This window comes from Streptomyces sp. A5-4 (assembly GCF_051131715.1).
Lineage (GTDB): Bacteria > Actinomycetota > Actinomycetes > Streptomycetales > Streptomycetaceae > Streptomyces.
Genome location: NZ_CP178591.1, coordinates 6,617,485 through 6,636,609, shown reverse-complemented (window position 1 = coordinate 6,636,609; position 19,125 = coordinate 6,617,485). Strand labels below are relative to the sequence as shown.

General features: G+C 68.1%; 20 protein-coding genes. 4 read left to right on the top strand and 16 right to left on the bottom strand.

Going from position 1 to position 19,125, the window contains the following annotated elements:
- Window positions 1-155: 155 nt before the first annotated feature.
- The 4 genes from ACLLJJ_RS31180 to ACLLJJ_RS31165 form a co-directional block, all read right to left on the bottom strand.
- The gene (locus ACLLJJ_RS31180; protein ID WP_434597427.1) at window positions 156-488 is read right to left on the bottom strand and encodes a hypothetical protein; all 333 of its coding nucleotides are present in this window, start codon (window positions 486-488) and stop codon (window positions 156-158) included.
- Between the two features lie 172 nt (window positions 489-660).
- Window positions 661-1,482, bottom strand: a complete 822-nt coding sequence (locus ACLLJJ_RS31175; protein ID WP_185298062.1) for a DUF317 domain-containing protein — start codon at window positions 1,480-1,482, stop codon at window positions 661-663.
- Between the two features lie 15 nt (window positions 1,483-1,497).
- The gene (locus tag ACLLJJ_RS31170; RefSeq protein WP_185298063.1) at window positions 1,498-1,788 is read right to left on the bottom strand and encodes a hypothetical protein; all 291 of its coding nucleotides are present in this window, start codon (window positions 1,786-1,788) and stop codon (window positions 1,498-1,500) included.
- Between the two features lie 99 nt (window positions 1,789-1,887).
- Entirely contained in the window at window positions 1,888-2,241 is a 354-nt protein-coding gene (locus tag ACLLJJ_RS31165) for a DUF317 domain-containing protein (RefSeq protein WP_185298064.1), read from the bottom strand.
- A gap of 224 nt (window positions 2,242-2,465) precedes the next feature.
- Between ACLLJJ_RS31165 and ACLLJJ_RS31160 the strand changes: the two genes are divergently transcribed.
- Both ACLLJJ_RS31160 and ACLLJJ_RS31155 read left to right on the top strand, forming a co-directional pair.
- Window positions 2,466-3,779: a hypothetical protein gene (locus ACLLJJ_RS31160; protein WP_185298065.1), complete on the top strand. Its 1,314-nt coding sequence runs from the start codon at window positions 2,466-2,468 to the stop codon at window positions 3,777-3,779.
- A 150-nt stretch (window positions 3,780-3,929) separates the two neighbouring features.
- Window positions 3,930-5,453, top strand: coding sequence for a gamma-glutamyltransferase (locus ACLLJJ_RS31155; RefSeq protein WP_258049748.1), 1,524 nt, complete (start codon window positions 3,930-3,932; stop codon window positions 5,451-5,453).
- Window positions 5,454-5,640: 187 nt separating this feature from the next.
- Here the strand turns inward: ACLLJJ_RS31155 and ACLLJJ_RS31150 are convergent, their stop codons facing one another.
- Window positions 5,641-5,871: a hypothetical protein gene (locus tag ACLLJJ_RS31150; RefSeq protein ID WP_185298067.1), complete on the bottom strand. Its 231-nt coding sequence runs from the start codon at window positions 5,869-5,871 to the stop codon at window positions 5,641-5,643.
- Window positions 5,872-6,442: 571 nt separating this feature from the next.
- On the opposite strand from ACLLJJ_RS31150, the gene ACLLJJ_RS31145 reads away from it, so the two are divergent.
- Both ACLLJJ_RS31145 and ACLLJJ_RS31140 read left to right on the top strand, forming a co-directional pair.
- Entirely contained in the window at window positions 6,443-7,732 is a 1,290-nt protein-coding gene (locus ACLLJJ_RS31145) for a tyrosine-type recombinase/integrase (protein ID WP_219732120.1), read from the top strand.
- Window positions 7,729-10,206 (top strand): site-specific integrase, encoded by a 2,478-nt coding sequence (locus ACLLJJ_RS31140; RefSeq protein ID WP_258049749.1) that lies wholly within the window; start codon window positions 7,729-7,731, stop codon window positions 10,204-10,206. The genes ACLLJJ_RS31145 and ACLLJJ_RS31140 overlap by 4 nt, the downstream gene beginning before the upstream one ends.
- A gap of 110 nt (window positions 10,207-10,316) precedes the next feature.
- On the opposite strand, the gene ACLLJJ_RS31135 is transcribed toward ACLLJJ_RS31140, so the two are convergent.
- The 11 genes from ACLLJJ_RS31135 to ACLLJJ_RS31085 form a co-directional block, all read right to left on the bottom strand.
- Window positions 10,317-10,946, bottom strand: a complete 630-nt coding sequence (locus ACLLJJ_RS31135) for a class I SAM-dependent methyltransferase (protein WP_185298068.1) — start codon at window positions 10,944-10,946, stop codon at window positions 10,317-10,319.
- An 83-nt stretch (window positions 10,947-11,029) separates the two neighbouring features.
- Window positions 11,030-11,284, bottom strand: a complete 255-nt coding sequence (locus tag ACLLJJ_RS31130; RefSeq protein ID WP_434597422.1) for a GFA family protein — start codon at window positions 11,282-11,284, stop codon at window positions 11,030-11,032.
- Window positions 11,285-11,574: 290 nt separating this feature from the next.
- Window positions 11,575-12,630 (bottom strand): SpaA isopeptide-forming pilin-related protein, encoded by a 1,056-nt coding sequence (locus ACLLJJ_RS31125; protein WP_185298069.1) that lies wholly within the window; start codon window positions 12,628-12,630, stop codon window positions 11,575-11,577.
- Window positions 12,631-12,666: 36 nt separating this feature from the next.
- Entirely contained in the window at window positions 12,667-13,464 is a 798-nt protein-coding gene (locus tag ACLLJJ_RS31120) for a DUF317 domain-containing protein (protein WP_185298070.1), read from the bottom strand.
- Between the two features lie 59 nt (window positions 13,465-13,523).
- Window positions 13,524-14,012: a hypothetical protein gene (locus ACLLJJ_RS31115; protein WP_185298071.1), complete on the bottom strand. Its 489-nt coding sequence runs from the start codon at window positions 14,010-14,012 to the stop codon at window positions 13,524-13,526.
- Between the two features lie 30 nt (window positions 14,013-14,042).
- Window positions 14,043-14,915: a DUF317 domain-containing protein gene (locus tag ACLLJJ_RS31110; RefSeq protein ID WP_185298072.1), complete on the bottom strand. Its 873-nt coding sequence runs from the start codon at window positions 14,913-14,915 to the stop codon at window positions 14,043-14,045.
- Window positions 14,912-16,138 carry an ATP-grasp domain-containing protein gene (locus tag ACLLJJ_RS31105; protein ID WP_185298073.1) on the bottom strand — a complete coding sequence of 409 codons (1,227 nt, stop codon included), beginning with the start codon at window positions 16,136-16,138 and terminating at the stop codon, window positions 14,912-14,914. Before ACLLJJ_RS31105 ends, ACLLJJ_RS31110 begins: the two co-directional genes overlap by 4 nt.
- Before the next feature lie 47 nt (window positions 16,139-16,185).
- Window positions 16,186-16,488, bottom strand: a complete 303-nt coding sequence (locus ACLLJJ_RS31100; RefSeq protein WP_185298074.1) for a hypothetical protein — start codon at window positions 16,486-16,488, stop codon at window positions 16,186-16,188.
- Window positions 16,489-16,524: 36 nt separating this feature from the next.
- Window positions 16,525-17,760, bottom strand: a complete 1,236-nt coding sequence (locus tag ACLLJJ_RS31095) for an MFS transporter (protein ID WP_185298075.1) — start codon at window positions 17,758-17,760, stop codon at window positions 16,525-16,527.
- The gene (locus ACLLJJ_RS31090; protein ID WP_185298076.1) at window positions 17,757-18,269 is read right to left on the bottom strand and encodes a regulator; all 513 of its coding nucleotides are present in this window, start codon (window positions 18,267-18,269) and stop codon (window positions 17,757-17,759) included. Before ACLLJJ_RS31090 ends, ACLLJJ_RS31095 begins: the two co-directional genes overlap by 4 nt.
- Window positions 18,266-19,117 carry a winged helix-turn-helix transcriptional regulator gene (locus tag ACLLJJ_RS31085; RefSeq protein ID WP_185298077.1) on the bottom strand — a complete coding sequence of 284 codons (852 nt, stop codon included), beginning with the start codon at window positions 19,115-19,117 and terminating at the stop codon, window positions 18,266-18,268. Before ACLLJJ_RS31085 ends, ACLLJJ_RS31090 begins: the two co-directional genes overlap by 4 nt.
- Window positions 19,118-19,125 lie beyond the last annotated feature (8 nt).

Here is a 19,125-nt window from a genome sequence, read left to right as displayed (position 1 = left end):
CCCATCCGGGCAGCGCCTAGACCTCGCGGCCGGGCTGGTGGAGTTCCATCGGCCCGTCCATTGAGGCGCCCTCGCCCTTGGCGAGAGCCCAGTAGCGGTCCCGAACGAGTAGTGCCACCATTCGAATCCGTAGTCGGGCCCCGTTGGATCCCAGCTCATCGGGACCGCCAAGACAGCTTCCACCAGCCTCTGCGAGACGGAACGTCCGAAGGCTGCGATTCCACCTGCTCGGGTTGCGGAGGTGGGGCGATTCTGTCCGGGCCCAGGCCGATCTTGTCCGGGTGTACGCACGCTGGCACCGCTACGTCGTCGCGGGTGTAGCGGCGCCCGTCCACCGGGTTGACTGGGCACTCCCAGGAGGGCCTGCTGTAGATCACGAACTGCTCTCGCGGGTACACCGTGGACGGGCAGAACCCGCAGACCGGCCTCGTCACGTCGTTGTGGTCCGGGTTGATGTACGGCAGCCCGGTGGGCTCCGGGATTTCCATGCAGCCAGAGGTTAGCGAGCTTCTCGCTCTGCGCCGGATTCTGCACCCCGGGCTCGGGCACCGGCTCCGAATCTCACGGCCCGCACGTGCTCTGGAGGGAAAAGCCAGAAGCCCGGCCTCCCCCTTCGGGAAGACCGGGTTTCGTACGTCGGATGAGAGGGAGCGCGGACCGCTAGCTCGCGGGTGCCCGCAGGAGTCGTTCCCTGGTGCTCTCGGGAAGCATTCGGCGCAGGACCGGTGCGGTCGAGCTGAGGGAGGTGGCGAACGCCGCGACGAGGTCGTGGGGCACGCTGGCGCCGAAGGACACCGCCCACAGGCAGGGCGTGCCGAGCACGGGCTCGGCCCATGCCTGCCATCCGGCCAGGGCCGCCTCGTCCACCTGGCTGGTCAGGGCATGCGGGTTGGCGTCCTGGATGAGGGGCGGTACCTCGCCAAGGCTGAGGTACGAGCTGAACGTGGGGTCCGTCGCTCCGCCGGTGGGCTGGTCGATGTCCCGGAGCCAGCCGTGCGCGGTGACGGCGTCGAGGACCAGCTCGGGGCCGGCGAGCGAGACGGCGGGCTGGTCGCGGGCGTCGAGCGCGACGAGGAAGTCGGCCAGAACTTCCCCGGGGACGTCGGAGGTGAAGTACGCCGACCACGCGGCGAGCGGGCTGCTCGTGTCCGCGCGAGCGGAGACCTGCCAGGCGATCGGCAGTTCCCCCAAGTGGAACGGCTCGTCCGCCAGGACCCACTGGGCCCAGCTCAGGGTGTCGGGGCTGATGTGCAGGACGGTGCTGCGCAGGACCTGCCGGGCCTCCGGGGCCTCGTCCGGCTCGTGTCGCCCGCGGACGATCGTCAGGCTCGTCCAGCCGAGGCCAGCAAGCGTGTCGGCGACGGCGTCGTAGAGGCGTCCGTCGTCACCGGCCAGGTGCCGGGGGCCTACCCAGTACGCGGACTGGGCGCTGGTCGGGGTGGACGGGTCGAGGGGGAAGTCGGGGTACAGGGGCGCCTCCAAAGGCTAGGTATGGGTCTACTTGCCGCCGGCGGTACGGCGGGCGCGGCGCGGGGGTGCCTGGACTGGGCCGTGCCAGGTCAGGGCGACGGCGACCTCGGGCGGCAGATGACCGAGCTGCGCGTCCGTCTCCCGCCCTTCGGCGAGGTAGACGACGGGCTGACCGGTCTCGTCCACGGACTGCACGACCCGCTCCACCTGGTGGGCCATCGGAAAGAACGGGTTCATCGCAAGGCGCACCGGCAGATCACGGTCGCAGGCGGTCAATAGGTCGATGAGATCGCCGACGGTCATTTCCGTGTGCGGCATGGACAGCCTCCTTGTGTGGGGGAAAGCGGTGAGCGGTGGAACTGTCATTCCCACGGCATTCCTGAGCACCGCCGAGACTTCCAACTCGAGTCTCTGACGTCAGACACGCCGGGAGGTTTCCAGCACGCGCGCCACTGCGGCGGCGACGACTTCGGCCGGCGTTTCGGTGTCGAAGGACAGGTGGTAGCCGCGTACCTTGGCCGTGCCGGTGACGGCGACTTTCCATCCCTCGCCGTTGGTGCCGGGGCGGCCGATCGGAAACCAGCCGAGATAGAAACGGCCATCACGGCTACTAACGTGCACGTCCGCACGGTCGTCCACGATCAGGTGGAAATCCTCGGCGGAGAACTGGTCCAGGACGAGCGTGGGCTGCCCCGGACCAAGTCGCCAATCACGCAGACGCAGGGCTTTGGTGGTGGTGGAAAATCCCGGGCTGACAGGCACTACGGTCACGAGCAATCACCTCTCTGACCTGGTGTTTCTTGCAAGGTCGTCTACGTTGACATGCCCCTGCCCGCGTTGGCCAGTCTTTCCGCGATTTTTCCTGTCTGCCCCCGGCGAACTGCTATTCCAAGTCACTTCGCGTCGAACTCACGAAGTCACCCCACGGGAAACGGGTGGCCGACCGGGGGCCTATGGGTGCATGCTGGCCCGTTTCCCATCGTGAGGAGAAGCAGATGGACATCCGGCCCCTTGAAGATTTGCGCGCCGCGGACGATCTGTCGCTGGCGTTCAACCCCTATGGGCTCGGCGGCCGTATGAAGCCCGAGGACGCTGCGGAGTTCCAGCAGCGTCAGATCGCCGACTGCGACCTGGCGGCGGGTGTCGCGGCTGGAACACGCGACTCCTTCGAGCGGCTGCGCACCGTCTTCGCATATGGCGTGCTGTGCTACGACGTGTACACCATGGTCGGCGACCAGGCGCTCCTCATCTACGAGCAGGCGTTGCGCGACCGCTTCATGGAGTGGTGCGCCGGCACTATCACCTTCCGCCTCACCCAGGGCCCGGACGTCTCCTACACCGTCACGTCGTACGACGACGTCAAGAAGCACGCGGGCAAAATGATGCGAGAACGGGCGAAGCTGGTCGTAGCCACCCACGCCATCGACTTCAACGGAATGCTGCACGGGCTCCGTCTGTGGGCGCGTGCGGCGGGTCTGCTCCGCGGGCGGCGCAGCCGCGGGGTCGAGGACGCGCTCGCCAAGCTGCGTAACTACGTTGCCCATCCCTCCGGCCACCATGTCGACACCCCCGTCGAGGCGGCCCGGACCGTGCGGGATCTGGCGGAGCTGATCAACCAGCTGTGGGGGCAGGCCACTCCCAATGGGCGCCTGTACCCGGCCCCTCTGCGTCGGGAGATCGTCGTGCTGAGCTGGAACGGTTCCGGGCGGGCGCGGATGGAGCCCGCCAGCTCTCTCACCGCCCCCGACCTCATGGAAGATCAGGAGGCCGATGCGTACCAGCACGTCGTGGTGCGGGCCATCCCCTTCGTATCGGGCAGTCGCTGGGATGACGCTCACTGGGCGGAGTTCGACACTCGCTACGAGACCACACGGTTCCCGACGGATTACCTGTGGGGGCCGGGCACCCGAGAGGAGGCCCGGGTGTGGCTGGAGCAGGAGCGCCCCGAGGGGGACAGCGTCGACTTCACCGACCGGGTGTTCCTCGTCCAGGACCACGAACGCCTGATGCCGCCGATGCGGCCGGCGGTAGCGGCTGGGCTGCCCGACGACAAACGCGTCGGGGTCTGGCATGCCGTTCGGGCCGACTTTCCCGACGACGCCTTCGCGCACGTCCGAGGCTCCGGGGACCGCAGCGCCGGCCATGCCCGCCGCCCCGGTGATTGTTCTGCCTGTTCTGCTGAGGTCCTTGGACTCGGCTCCTACGACGAAGCCCTCCACGCTGCAGCAGCCGCTCTCGGACCGATCCAGGCGGTACGGCTGCCCTCCGTCCGGCTGCCTCCGTCGATTTTCTGGCCCGACCGACCCTGAGCGGCGCAACGCGGCGAGGCGGACGGCAGGCCGACAACATCCATCGCCATCGGACATGGCCGCGACTGCGCCATGGCGACGGGAGTCAGCAGATCGGCGGCCCGTTGCACGGCGCCCGGAAGGGTCCAGACCCGTGCCAGAGTGATCCTCATGATCCCTGCACACATCGTCGACGAGCCGCCGCTCACCTACGCCGACAGCTTCGACGTACCGGTCCTGTTCCGTAACGGACCCGCGAACAAGCCCAAGAGGCAGTGGCGCACGGCGAAGCATGAGGCGTGGAGCGCGTCGGACGGGTTCCCGGCAACTGACGGCTGGTACGCCCCGACCACCACGTGGCGGGAAATCATCAAGGCCGCCACCGAGGTCGGCCGCGACGTCACCCCGCACCTGCAGAACCAGCCCCGGTACGCGCATGGGGAACTCGTCGCCCGGGTCTCCCCGCTGTACGCCTACCTTGGCGCGCACCCCGTCACACCCCGGCACCCCATACCGGGCGCAAAGGGCCAGCGCCTGACCCTGAACCCGGTGTACGAGCACGGCACCGAACGCACTGCGAAGAACGCCGCCGCCTACCGGCTGGGCATGACGATGACCGAGTGGGCGTGCCGCTCCCTGCTGGGACTCGGACAGACCCACCACCTCGAACTCGGCGGCCCCATCCCCGCCCTGAGCGGCACGTTCAAGGACCCGAAGAGGACGCTGCCCGACCTGTGGGGACGGCACGAGGCGGAAGAGATGTACTGGCTGATCGAGGCCAAGGGCGGCAGCGTCGGCGTCGGCGAGCTCCGCAAGGGGTGGGCACAACTGGAGGCCGGCAGCAAGATTCTCGGCTCCTACAAGCACCGCATCGTCCTGGTCGGGGCGTCCGTTCGGCCCGGAGACGACCTCTTCCTCACGATCGACCATGACCTGTACTCCGGCGAGCCGCCCCTCCCCCCGGCCGGATCCGGCGCTGACGACGCAGCGGTCGGCCCCGGCAACCTCGAAGACCACCTCGGGGACAGCGACGATGCGCTCATCGGTGCGGCCCGTGCCCAGATGCTCGCTTACCTGGCGCTGCGCTCCGCTCCCTCCTCTCAGTTGCGCACGGTACCGGTACCGGCCGACCGCGCTTCCCGCCACCGGCGTTCCGGGCTGACCACCCCCTTGGAAAACGACGACCTCACCCTTTCCATGCGTGCGGACGCCCGCGGAGCGGCGCTCCATATCGAGTCGCACACCCTGCGCGCCCAGATCCGCTCCTGGGGGCTCGACGACTTCCTCACCTGCCGCATCCCTGGAACCGAGGTCCACCTCGGCATGTCCAGAAAGCTGTTCGCCGCCTGCGCACGCCTCCACGAAGAAGATCTGGCCATCTCCCAGCGCACCCCGGGACTGCGCGCCGAGGATCAGCTGGCCCTCGACCAGGGGCTCAGCGACGAAGACCAGGAAGTACAACGACTCACCCAGCGAAGGATCTTCCGCGAGCAGCAGGAGGAAGCCCGCCCACGGCTGCGCCCCCTACTCCGCGACGCCTACGAGCGGGGAACGACGAGCGACTGGAGCGACCTGCTGCGCCGTCCCCAGGAGCCGAAGCTCGACCTGGAAGGCGACGAGGGTCTCCTCGAAGCAGCCACGCCGGAAACGTACCTGGCCGTCAGCCGCTACGACCTGCCTCCCGCACGCACCTAGTCCGGCCCGGGCGGCGTCCGGGGTGCCGCGTCTGTGGGTGGTCTGCCGTGTGGACGGGCACCGGCCGTGGCGCATCAGCGTGGACGTGCTCCCCGACCAGGATGTCCTCGCCGGCATCGGGTAGGCGGGGCCGGCTCGGACGATGGCGACTGCTTGGCAGCGCAGCATTACCCGGCCGGCCCATGGTCTAGCAGGCTTCGGCAGTTCCGCCCTCGGGCCTGAAGAAGGCAACGACGGCCCTGCGCAGCTGCGTAGCCAACTTGCGGGCGTCGCGTAGGTGGCTGCGTGCTGCTTCGGCTTCCTTGTACGTCTTGGTCACCCCGCGCAGCGTTCTCGTCACCTTCTCGCTGAACTGGGCGAGACGCTCGAGAAGCTCGATGCATGAGGACACGATGGAGGGGCGGGGTTCTGTAGCCATGCGATCAGTCTTATCGCCTGTTGGGCGTCTTGTCCGGGACTTGCGTAATGAGACGCCCTCAGCCCGAACGGGGTGGGAGCATCGCCCTGAATAGGCGTTAGGACGGCAGCAGGTAGCGTCGGAAACGGTTCGTCCGAACCGTTTCCGGGATTTCCGGTCGAGCCGCGGTAAGGCGTTCAGGAACTGGTTCGGTCGAAGTGTCAGAGCTCCCAGTCCGCCGAGGCAAAAGGTGGCCTCGCTGATCGCAGATGAGGGCTGCAATGCCCGCGGGGACGCGCCGATCTCGTACCGGGGCTCAGCGCAAACCGTCATGTCCGGCGCTGCGGGTCGGGCGCGAGCGTGATAGCCATCCAAGGCGCCGCCTCCTCGCGGTAGCTGTATCCGACCGGGGCCAGTTCAGCGCTGCGGGAAAGACTGAAGATCGCAACCATGATCATGTCCGAGCCGTCCGCGACGGAGGTGAGCTGGGTGCGGCAGCGCTGGCAGGACCCTCGATGAAGCGTCGGGCCTGTTAACCGAACTAACTCAGCTGTCTTCGCAGGTCAGAACAGGTATCTGCTAGCTTCCCGATGTGCTTGATGAGCAGCGGTCCGGAAGGGACCTGAAGAACTTTGTCCTGCCAGAGTTAGGCCAGTTGCTGAAGACGGGAGATCCCTGGGAGCCGTACAGGGTGCTGGATGGACGCGGGAGGCCGGTCGAGCCCGCTGCGCTCTACCTCAAGGAGCTGATGGCGAGGGACAGCTCGCCGTTGACGCCACGTTCGTACGGCATGGATCTGCTGCGCTGGTTCCGGTTCTTATGGGCGCTCGGGATCGAGTGGGACCGTGCGACCCGGGAAGACGCCCGGGACTTCATGTTGTGGATGAAGGTGGCGGACAAGCCAAAGCGTGTCCATTGGCGCCATCGCGGCAAGGCTCTCTCCAAGGTCCCGCCGCCTCGCATTGACAGGCCGACACCGGGGACGCCGAATCCGGTGACTGGTAAACCCACGGTCGGGACCAAGTACTCGCCGGCAACCCGTGCTCATTGCGAGACGGTGCTGCGGGAGTTCTACAACTTCCATCTGGATGGAAACACCGGTTCGTTGCTGGTGAACCCCTTCCCGTTGGCCCGTGGGCGCCGCTCGTCCCAGCTCGGGACACAGCGTGATGGTGGGCAGAAGCACCGGAACCGACGCACGGGCCTCTACCGGCCGACCGTTCCGCAGCGGGTCCCGCGGCGGATTCCTGACGAGATGTTCACCAAGGTCTTTGCCGGGCTCCGCTCTCATCGTGACCGCGCCTTGCTGGCCTTCTGGGTCGCTACTGGCGCCCGCGCCGAGGAGCTGCTCACGGTCAAGCAGGGCGGCGCGGTTGTCGGCGAGCAGACCGTCAGTGTGATCCGCAAGGGCACCCGCGACTACCAGGACCTGGCCACCACCCCGGACGCGTTCGTCTGGCTGCGGCTCTACCAAGAGTCCGCCTGGAAGAAGGGCGTCCCTCGAGGCCGTCACCATCCGCTGTGGTGGACGCTGCGGCGCCCATGGCGGCCGCTGGAGTACGACGCGGCACGCATGATGTTCAACCGCGCCAACGATCTCCTGGGCGCCAACTGGACCCTTCACGATCTGCGGCACACGGCGACGTTCCTCATGCTCGATGACCCGAACATGCCGCCGGTCTACGTGCAAAAGATCCTCGGCCACAAGTACCTGTCGACCCTGGACATCTACAACCGTCCGACCAGGGACGACGTCATCAGAGCCGGCCTTGCCCACCACGCCCGTCAGGAGAAGCGACGCGAGGAGACTCCTGTGCCTGTTGACGAGCCGTCCTACAACCCCGATTCCTTGTCCATCCTCTTCGGCCGGGACGCGTCATGACGAGCACTGCGACCCACGTCGGCTCGAGCTTCGTTCCGCGGGTCACAAGCATGGTGGGCGCCGAAGCGCTCACGCTGATGAACCGATTCCCGTATCGGGAACGACCAAGCACGTGGGAAGCGACCTCGGTCACGCGTGAAGAGGTCCTTAAGCGGCTGATTCGCCCACCGCTACGAGCTGTGGAACCCAGCGCCCAGGCGAATCGGATGTTCGGGGCCCGTCTCCTCCTCGACTGGCTAATGACTTTTCCGGGAGAAACCTGGCAACAGCGCTGGCAGAAGAGCCCTGCCCACGGCCAGCACATTGCGTCGCAGGGGTGGCGGGATGCCTTCGCAGCCTGGGCCCGCCCGGAAGGGCGAGTATCTCGCCGTGAAACGCTCCTCGTCGGGCTGCTGGCGCTGCTCTGCGCGGATGCCGTCAGACCCGACCCGGAATTCCTCATCGGGTCAAGATCGCGGCATCTTCGGCCGGCTCTGGAGACCACACGCGACCCCGAGGGGTTCGCCCGCTTGAGGGCTTCACTGCCGACGAACATCTCGGCTGCGAATATCTCGTCCGGACTGAAGACCATCGCGGAGATCTTGGCCTGCCGAGGCGGTGCCATCGAGGACATCGTCGTCGGCGATCTGCTGCTCTGGCAGAGCAAGAATCCGAGCAACAGCAATGGACGAATCCAGCTCGCCTACACCTGGCTACGCGACTTGGGTCTCTTTCCAGCAGACGCACCGCACACACTGTTCCGGATCTCGAACCGCACCGGGCAACTCACCCCAGCGGACCTTGTCGACCGCTACGAACTGCAGTGCCGTCCGATCCGCGACCTCTTGGTCGCCTACCTCTCCCATCGGTCCGTAGGGCTCGACTTCACGACACTGCAGGCGCTCACGATCTCGCTGGCGCTTCGGTTCTGGGGCGACCTGGAGCGGCATCATCCGGGCATCGACTCTCTTCGGCTTCCTGCCGAGGTGATCACTGCCTGGAAGGTCCGCCTCGCCACGAAGACCGTCCGCAAGCGTCTGCCCGACGGATCATTTCGTGAGTTCACAGAGCCACGCCGAGGTGCAATCGGGATCAAAACCCAGGTCAGAGCCTTCTACCTGGACCTGGCGGAGTGGGCAGTGGAAGACCCCGGCCAGTGGGCTGCCTGGGTGGCGCCCTGCCCGATCAGCGAAGCCGAGTGCTCGGGAAGAAAGGCTGAGAAGCAGCTCAAGGCCCGCATGGACCAACGTACTCGCGAGCGCCTGCCGGCGCTGCCCACGCTGGTGAAGACGGCTCACCGCCTGCTGAAAGAGGCCACGATGCGTCTCGATGCACTCAACGCTGCCCCGCTCGGTTCGGATTTCAGCGTGCTTGGTGAGACGTTCAGGGTTCCGCGCTTCAGTAAATGCGCTGACGGGCGTCCGATCCATGCCTGGGATGCGAAGGGCACCCGGCGCTCGTTCGCGGGTGAGGAGCGCAGCGCATTCTGGGGGTGGGCTGCCATCGAGATCTTGCGGCAGACCGGCATCCGCATCGAGGAACTCCTCGAGCTGGGGCATCACAGCATCGTCACCTACAAGCTCCCTACCACCGGACAGACCGTTCCACTCTTGCAGATCGCCCCGTCGAAGACGGATCAAGAGCGACTTGTCTTGGTCACGCCGGAGCTGGCGGACGTGTTAAGCACGGTCGTCTCTCGAGTCCGAGGCTCGGACGGAAGAGTCCCTGTTCTTCGTAGCTATGACCACTATGAACGGGTCTGGAACCCGCCGATGCCTCTCCTGTTCCAGGATCGCTCTGGTGGCTACCTGCGTCCGCTGTCACGAGCGACGATCCGTCGGGGACTCGACGTCACCTTGTTGGCCTCAGGTCTGACGGACAGCGCGGGTGACCCCCTCATCTTCCAGCCCCACGACTTCCGCCGGATCTTCATCACGGACTCCATCCTCAACGGCCTGCCACCTCACATCGCCCAGGTCATCGCTGGTCACGACCACATCGGAACGACGATGGGATACGCCGCGATCTACCCCACTGATGCCATCGAGGCACATCGAGCGTTCATCGCCCGGCGCCGGGCTCTGCGGCCTGCCGATGAATACCGCACCGTCACACCTGAGGAATGGGGAGAGTTTCTCGGACACTTTGAGCGCCGCAAGCTCGCCCTGGGCGACTGCGGCCGTGCATACGGAACTGACTGTGCTCACGAACACGCTTGTGTCCGATGCCCCGTCCTGATCGTCCACGCGACAGAGCGTCCCCGGCTTGTCGAAATCCGCGACAACCTCCTCGCGCGCATCTTGGAAGCCGAAAGGGAAGGCTGGTTCGGCGAGATCGAGGGGCTGCAGAGCAGCCTGACCCACGCCGAGGAGAAGCTTGCCCAACTCGACGCCCAGATCTCCCAGAAGCAGGAGTCTGTCGACCTGGGGATTCCTACCTTCCGGGAGATCGCTGCTCGTACCAGTGGGGTGGCAACCCCGCCGGGGCCTGCGTGACTGAATGGCATTACTCCGGCGTGCTCAGCGGACACCGCCGCAGAGCGCGGCGCTTGGACGGCTTCAGCCACGGATAATCTACGCCTCCTCGGCCCCACCACGGGCCAGTTCTACGGGCTGCGGGCCAGTAGGTGGGTGTCGAGGAAGCCCCGCTCTGACGCCGGGTCGTGGAGCAACCGAGCCACCATGACGAGTCCGGCCCCGGTCAGCAACTCGGCAAACTGGTCCGCCGGCCAGCTATAGGCAGGCGCCACCTTGTGGTCGAAGCGGACAGGCTCCGGCCCCTCGGTTCCGAAGAAGGACGCCAGGAGCAGGCCCCCTGGTGCCAGGACACGCACCAGCTCATCGAGTAGCGCGGGCAATTCTTCAGGCGGGGTATGGATCATCGCGTAGTGGGCCAACACTCCACCAAGCGCGCCGTCCTCGACCGGCAGGGCCTCCATTCGTGCTTCGTCGAACCGCAGCCCCGGATGGGCCCGCCGGGCGTGGGCGACCATAGCCGGGGAGAGGTCAAGCCCGAAGGAGTCCAACCCCAAGTCGTGCAGCATGGCCGTCAAGTGGCCGGGTCCGCACCCGACGTCGGCTGCCCGTAGGTTCCCCGTGCCACGCACGAGCTCGGCGAAGGTGCCGATCATGTTCCGCGCGAACGGCTGCGTCTCCAACCGATTAGCGAACAGCGATGCATACAGTTCGACGACCCCGTCGTAGGCCGTCCTGGTCTCGTCCTGGTATTTCCACACGGGGAGGAAGCTAACACCCGCGCCGTTCACAGCAGTTCTCCGGCCCCATACCGGCCCCCTTCCCCGCAGGACTGATCGTCCTGTCACTGACCACGGGACGCCTCGGTAGTTCGGAGAAGCCAAGTGGAGAAGTACGTCGGCGCACCTACCGGGCCCGTCCACTTCAGAGCGTCCCTGTGGAATCCGACCCACGCCATCGCCGGCGCTCCGGACAGGCGCGTGCAGTGCTCGCAGGAGCAGAGGTGGGGGTCGTTCGGAATACCGGTCGCCTGGTACGCGTGGTCGCCACACTGACAGTGCCCGGTCCATAGGTCGGGGACGACGATCGACTCGGCCATGGGTGGCTCCTCTGGTGCGAGAACTCTGATTTCCTGCGGCAGCTTGCCGCACCTCTGCACGCTCGCGCTGGCGTTCGGTATTGCCCGACACCAAAGAGGCGGCAAGTCCACCCCTGACGGTGAACGCGCGTACGAGTCTTCACGGTTCGGCGATACCCAAGGGCCATGCATGGGCGGGCGGGTGAATCGGCCGCATTGCACACCGCCTCCGCTCGCATCGGATACGCATCCACGACAGAACCCCCGGGATCGAATGATTCCGGGGGCTCTGCGTCATACCGTGAGTAAGGTCAGCTCTCGCTAGGTCCGTCGTCGGTGGAACTGTCCGTGCGTCGGCGGCGAGCCGCGATGAGGGCGGCGCTGCCCGCGACGACGAAGAGTCCGCCACTGCCGAGGATCCACGGGGTCGCGTCGGCTCCGGTATGGGCGAGGGAGCCGGTCGGGGTCTTCGGCGTCGTTTCCTCGGTCGCGGTTGCCTCCGGGAGAAGTGAGGATTCGGCGTCCGGTGTGGCGGAGTCGGCGGGGGTGGGCTGCGCCCCGTCTGAGGGGATGTCGGTCGTCTTGTCCGTCGGCTTCTCGGAGGGGTCGTCGGGCTTCGGCGTGGGCTTGTCCGTCGGCTTCTCGGACGGGTCGGGCTTCGGTGTGGTTGAGGTCTTGGCGTTGGTGACGGTCACGGTGACCGGGGCACCGGGGCCTGCGGCGAAGGTCTTCGCGGGCTTGTAGAGGTCGTAGCCCTGGGGAGCCTTGACCTGCTTGACCCAGAACTCAGTCTTTCGGCTGGTCATGGGCAGCTCACCCGTGGCCGTCCCCTGCGACCCGGTAGTGAGGGTGAGCAGCGTGTCGCTGCCCGTTCCGATGTTCACGGTGGAGCCGGGCAAGAGCTTTCCCGTCTTGTCGTCCTTGGCCTGGAGGAGGACCTTGGCGGCTTTGAACGGGTCGGTGATCGTCAGCCGCGCGGTCGCGCCTGGGGTGACGATGACGTCTTGGTCGGCAACGACCTCGTGGAGCGGGCTTCCGGAAAACGTTTCCTTCAGCCGATAGATGCCGGGAGGGAGGTCGGGGAAGGTCAGCTTCCCCTGTGCGTCGGTCTTCCCGCGCCCGGTCTCTTGACCGGTGGCATCGAGGAGGAGGAACGCCGCGCCCGACAGAACGTCCCCGGCGGTGTCCTTCTTGGTGATCGCGATGCTGCCTGCGTCCGGAGCGGGGGTCTCGATGGGAGAGGTGGAGGCGGAGGGTGTCGGCTCGGACGGCTGGGCGGATGCGGTTGGCGCCCAGGTGAGGGTGCCGGTCACCGCGGCGGCGAGGGCAGCCGATCGGACGGCGCCGCGGACGATACGAGCATGCACAGGGAAGGGGCTCCTTGATCAGGTGGGGTGGAGAAGTCATCGAGGACGGCCGGCAGCCGAGGCTGCTGGCGGCGGGGCGACGGGTGAGTAGCTGGGCGGTTGCTTGGTTGTCGGGTTGGCGACGCGGAGGTGCTGGCGTGTGGGGAAGGCGATGTCCTGGACGGTGCGCTGCAACGGTTCGGTGGAGATCAGCGAGGCGGTGAAGGCCGCGACGAGTGTCGGGGGCGTGCTGAACGAGAAGCGCGCTTGCCAGTGCGGTCTTGGCTTGGGTCCGCTCCAGGCCAGCCATTGAGGTCCGGCGGAGCCGAGGATTCCGTCGGCCGCATACCAGTGCCGCACGGTGCCGTGCCCATCCGGGGAGCGGAAGGTCTGGGTGCCGTCGGTCTTGATGTCGTGGCTCCAGCCGCGGGCGAGCAACGGTGTGTACGCCTCATGCGGTGCCGTTGTGTCCGCGAACAGCCGGTCGTGGTCGCTGTCGCGGTCTTCCAGGTAGAGGTCGAGAAGGCGGGCGTGGAGGTCGTGCAGCAGCTCGATGGGGGTGGTGGCGTCGAGCGAGATCCGCCAGACCGCCGATTCGAATGGGCGATGGTTTGCAGCGATGGTCCACGTCCCCTTGTCCAGACTTGTGGGGTGCGCGGCGAAGCGGGTCCACAGGCGCAGACACGGGCTGTGGGTATAGGCCGTGTCCTCATCGAGCTGGTGCAGTGCCCAGTTCTCGTCGAAGGGGAAGGGCCAGGCCGTCTTGAGGTCCATAGGACCGGGGCCGGCGAGATGGCGCGGGAGGATCTTCACGGCCTCGGCTGAGTCGAGGCCGCCGAGGGGATCGGGAGACATGCAGGGGCTCCTGCCGGGAAGCCTGCGCGGAACGCTGGGCGGTGGGTTCGGGCTGAGGATCAGCGCGCGCGGCCACCACTGAGAGTGGCGGGCGGGGAGGGAACCGTACGGGCTGCGCGGCCCGCAGATCGGCCCGACGCTGACGCGGGCCAGGCACCGGGGAACCAGACTGCGCTGTACTGCTCGATGGCGTCGCGCAGCCCGGTGGTGACGGCGCCCTCCCACGGTGGCTGGCCGGGGCGGTGGTACGTGTCGAACGTGCCGTACTGCTTGGTGCGCACCATGGTGCGCTGGGCTTCGTCTCGGCGGTGGAAGGTTCCGTGGTCCACGAAGCTGAGGGCCACGGCGTCGATCTCTCCGCGGTCCGCGTGGATGATCGCCAGGCGCAGGCCGCCGTAGGTGTCCGCGTGGATCGTTCCGGTAAAGCCGATCCGCAGACGCAGGGGTGCGCCCGGGGCTGGGGTGGCGTAGTAGGTGTTGCCCACGACGGCGTGGTCGGTGAAGGGGAGGCACAGTTCGGCGAAGAACTCGGGGGCCTGCAGGGACAAGAGGTCTCTCCGGTCGGGGTCGTGCTGGGGTTATCGGCGCGGGCCGGGCAGGGCCGGGCGGCTGGTGGTGCTCCAGCGCGGGACGCTGGGAGGCGGGAGGGCGGCCGGACGGCGTGATGAGGCGGCCCGTTGGAGGTCGAGTGGGGTGGGGGCCGACGGCTCTGAAGGCAGGATGGGAGTGAGGTGGGCCATGCCCTTGATGTAGCTGTAGGTGTCCTGTCGCCACCGGGGAAACGGTGCCGGGTCGGATACGCACTGGGTGACGGCGGCCAGCAGGGCGACTGGGGTATCGGTACTGGCGGTGGCGTACCAGGCGGGCCGGTCGATGGACTTGCCGACCCACAGGTGCCAGCGGGCGTCGCGTGTGGTCAGCTCGGCTTCTGGATCGAGGTCGCCGGTGGTGACCTCCATTCCGGCCAACCGGTCCGGCGACTGAACCGCGAAGATGCCCTGACGGCGACGCTCTATCTCCCAGCCCTGCTGGAAGAGTGGGCCCACGGCTCGGGCGGGGTCGTGCTCGTCGGTCCGGGCGTCCGGCCGGGCGAGGTAGGCGTCCGGCCCCTGTTCATAGGCTCCCGCGAGTGCGGTGGTGAAGGCTTGCACGAATTCGGTGGGGGTTCGGTCGTTGAAGCAGACGCCCCAGGCCGGCGGGCCGAACGCGTCCTTGTAGGCGTTGATGCGCCATAGCCCGTCGTCCTCACCTTCGGGGAGGTAACCCAGGCGCACGCGCCGGTCGGGGGCGGTCACGTAGGCGTTGCCGAGGTCGTCGTGCTGGAGGTCCCAGCCGAGGCCCAGGAGCGGAGCGAGGGCGGGGTCGCCAATCCCGGTCGTAGAGGCGAGATAGCGCGGGGAGACGAAGACATCCCCGTCGATGGCGAAGCGCGGATCGCTCTCCGGGGTCATCGGTCGACCTGCGTGGTGACGGTGATCTCGTCGGCGGCCGTGTCGAGCCGGTCGTTGACCTCGGTAGTGTCGCGGCCGGTGACGATGTAGAACCCGGCCCTGGCAGTGAACAGGTCGCCCTCGGGCGGCAGTAGGAGCGGGTCGCCGACCTTGCGGATCCACTGGACCTGCCGCAGCCAAGGGGTGTGGGCGGCGAACGGCTGGTTGATCTGCCGTTCCGTGAGGGTGCCGGAGGCCGCCGGGTAGAGCATGCGGATTCCCGCAGCCTGCTGACGGCTGGGGGTGATGTCCGGGTTGTGCCCGCAGGCGAGGGCGGCGGCGGCCCGGGGAAGGTCGATGCCGGTGGCAAGGCGGACGAGGTGGCCGATCATGTCGCCGCCCAGACGTGCGTTCACCTCGATCAGCCGGGGCTGGCCGTCGACCATGCGCACCTCGACGTGCTGCACGCCGTCGGTGATTCCCAGGGCCTTGACCGCGGCAGCGGCGACCGGAGCGACCTGGGCGAGGAGCGGATCGCGAGCATCGACGGTGTGCCCGGTCTCGTCGAAGTACGGTGCGGGCCCGAGACTTTTACGGGTCACCGCGACGGCAGTGGTTACGCCACGGTGGGTAACGCATTCGACGGAGACCTCCGGCCCGTCGAGGTACTCCTCGACCAGGACGGCGGTGTCCTCGCGGCTCTGGCTCGCCCCTGAGGCGAACGCGAAGGCGGCGGGCAGTTCCTCAGGCTGGTCGATGCGGATCACGCCGATGCTTCCAGCGAACGCGGTGGGCTTGATGACGGCCGGATAGCCGATGGTCATCGTCGCCAGTCCGGCCTCCAACAGCGTCTGGGCCTTCATTGACGCGGCCGACGGCACCCCGTGGCGGGCGAACAGGCTGCGGGCGGTGGCCTTGTTGCGGCAGGCCCGCATCACCTCCACAGGGTTCGCCGGCAGGCCGAGTCCGCGGGCAAGGCGGGCGGCGGGGACGAGGTGCCACTCGTCCCAAGTGACGGCACCGGCGAGTTCGTGACGTGCCGCCAAGGCCCGGCCGGCCGCCAGCAGGGCGGTGTCGTCATAGAGATCGACGACGGCATGGTCGACGATGTACGGCCTTTCCCACGAGGGCTCGGTGCCGGTGAGCAGGACGACGTCGTAGGCGGCGGCGACCTGCTCAAGACAGTACGAGCGATACGTCTCATCGCCAGGAGAAACGACGAGGACGAGGGGGCGTGCGGACAAGAAGAGGTTCTCCGAATCGGTGGACAGCAGGACGGGGGGAAGAGCTGTCAGTCGGCGCGGCGGCGCCGTAGCTCGAACGCGCTGGCCCACTTGGGGTGTGCGGCGACCAGCTGCCGGGCGTAGAGGGCGGTGAAGTTGTTGTTCAGCCCGGCCACGCCGTACGGGAGCTCTCGGCGCAGGTCCTCGAAGAGGTTCTTGAGGCCGACGCGGGTGGCGCCGGTGGCGAGCTGGCGGGCGGTCATACGCTCCAGCGCGCGGTATACGTGCGGGTGTTGGGCGTGGAAGGCGTGGAACTGATCGGTGATGGTGCGGCTGCGCGCACGGGTCGCTCCGGAACAGGCAAAGGACATGGGGAAGTTCTCCACAAGCTGGGGAAGAGCAGCGGGTCAGGAGCGCAGGGCGGGATCGGTGCGCAGGCGGGCGAAGGCGAGGAACAGGCCGAGGGCCTGCAGGGCGGCGCAAGCGGTGATGACGTGGCCCAGCGCGTCGGGCGGGGTGAGCGCTGTGAGTACGCCGGCGACGGGGAAGGGCAGCAGGAGGATGAGGATGGTGGCGGAGAGGGTGCTACCGAACCGGTCCGGGGGAATCAGGCGGGAGCGCAGCGTGCGCAGGACCACTGTCATGCCGCCCTCTGCGGCCATCAGGATCGCGACCAGGATCAGGTAGGAGAGGTAGTCGGGCGCCTGGGCTGCGGCGAGGCAGGCGAGTGAGGCGACGGCGGCGCAGGTGGCGCCGACCGGCCACAGGCCCAGGCGGTCGATCGCGAACCGGCAGATGGTGACGCTCAGGAGCGTGGCTGCTGCGGCGGCGGACCAGATGAGGCCGACGGCGGTGGTGGACTGCCCGTAGTGGTTGACGACGATCACGGGGCCGGCGGCCTGGAGGAAGCCGGTGGCCAAGTTGGAGAGAGTCAGGCCGGTTACCAGCCAGCCGAGGGCCGGCAGGGAGCGGATGGTGCGCCAACCGGTAAGCAGCCCCGCGCTCGTGTGATCCTTCGGGGCGCGGGCCGGGGCGACCGGTGAGGGTGGTGTGCGCAGCGCGAGCAGCGCGGCGAGCAGGGAGAACACGGTGATCACGGCGAGCATCTGGGGAGGCCCGGCGAGCAGCAGGAAGCCCGCTACCGCCGGGCCCGTCAGGGTGGCGGTCTGATCGATGCCGAGCAGGACGGCCTGGACACGGTGGGCTCGCCCCCCGGCTCGGCGGCCGGCGGCGGCGCCTGCCGTCTCGGCCGCGATGTACGAGAACTCGGTGAGAACGCCGGTGCTGGCGGCGAGCACCATCACCGTCGCACTGGCCACCGTGCCGGACGGGTGGAGATAGAGGGTGACCGCACCGGCGGCGAGGACCACTGCGCGGCCGAGGGACGCGAGGAAGAAGACGACCGACGCGCCTCGCCGGTCAACGATGGCTCCGGCCCAGCCGAAAGCGGCCAGTCTGGGTATCCACTCCAGGGCGAACGCCAGGCCCGTCAGCGCGGCGGAGCCCGTCGTGGCCAGGACCAGGAGCGGGATGCCGTAGGTGGACATGGCGAACGCGAGGGCATCGACCGTGCGGGGCAGATAGATCCCGCGCAGCAGTCCTGCGGTGTGAAGGGCGTGCCGGGGGGTGGTGCCACCGCTCACGCGACGTGCTCGGGCTCAGGGAGCAGGGGGACCTGCGGGTTGGCGTTCAGCCACTGGGCGAGCAGAGCGCGCGCGAGGCCAAGGTCCGCGTCGGGCTCGGGCGGGCTCTCGCCCGCCCGGCGCTGGGAGCCTTCGGCCGGGTCGGCCCCGAGCATGGGCGCCAGGAGAGCGAGGGTGTGCTGGAGGCGGGTGGTGAAGTCGCAGATAGGGGTCGGGTAGGCGTGGCGCCGTGCCCACCGGGCCATGGCGTCGTAGATGTCGGCCAGTTCCGCGCCGGACGTGGTGAGTTCCAGGCCGACCCCGGGTCCGACCCGGACGAGAGCGTGGGCGCGGGCCGCGTCGGTGGCCCGGCGGAGGCGGTGCGCGGAGAGGTCATGGAGTGTGCCGGCCAGCCTGCGCGGCGGTATCGGCCCGTTGTCGTCGATTTCGCTGATCAGACGGATCAGGGCCGTCGAGGACAACAGCGTGAAGGCGTTGCGGAGTTCGGCGGGGGTGAAGGAGGCGTTCATCGGCGCGGGCCTCCCGCCGGGAGTGCTGCCTTCGGGCGGGCCGCCGCGGTGTGCGAGAACAGATCCGGGTTCTGCCATGTCAGGCGGGGGTTCTGCCCAGTCCGGACAGGCGGCGGCGACGGGGCGGGAGCCGGGAGCCTCGATTGGTTGCTGACCCACGTCCGCGGACCGGCCGTTGCCTTCGGGCTTCCCCAGACGGGGTGTTGGGCGGCCCCTGCCAGGGGTCGCCCGGCCGACCACGCGGACAGAGCCCCGAAGAGGGGACCCAGACCGTGGCCTGCGACCGACAGGCGGTAGGGCTGCCCCATGCCGTCGGTGTCGACCAGGCCGTCAGCGACGAGCTGGCGCAGCGGCGGGTACACGTTGGTCCAGTCGCTGCTGGGCATGACGATGTTGGCCAGTGCCCGGCCGCTGACCTGCTCGCGGGATTTCAGCACCCACAGGAGGGCGGCGGCGTGCCGCCGGGTGAGCAGGGTGAGGCTGTCCTCGATCTGCTCGATCGCGGGCAGCGGGTGATCCGCCTTCTCCAGGTGCGCCTCGGCCCAGGTGACGATCATCGGCAGTACCGGCAGGAGGGCTGCGCCGCGCTCTGTGTGGCCGTAGGTGACGTGCCGAGAGCTGTGTTCGGTGCGCTGCACGAGGCCGGCGTCGCAGAGCGACTTGATCTTGGGGTGGAGCTGGCCGCTCTGCAGCCAGGAGACTTTGACCGCGATCTCGCTGTAGCGCTGTGGGGGGCCGGAGAGGGCCAGCAGGATCCGCACGTTCCAGCGCGGGGTGATCATGGCGAGTGCCTCGGTGACCCGGGCGATGTCAGCGTCGGTGTCGGGGGGCAGACCGGTGATGGCCAAGGGAGGAA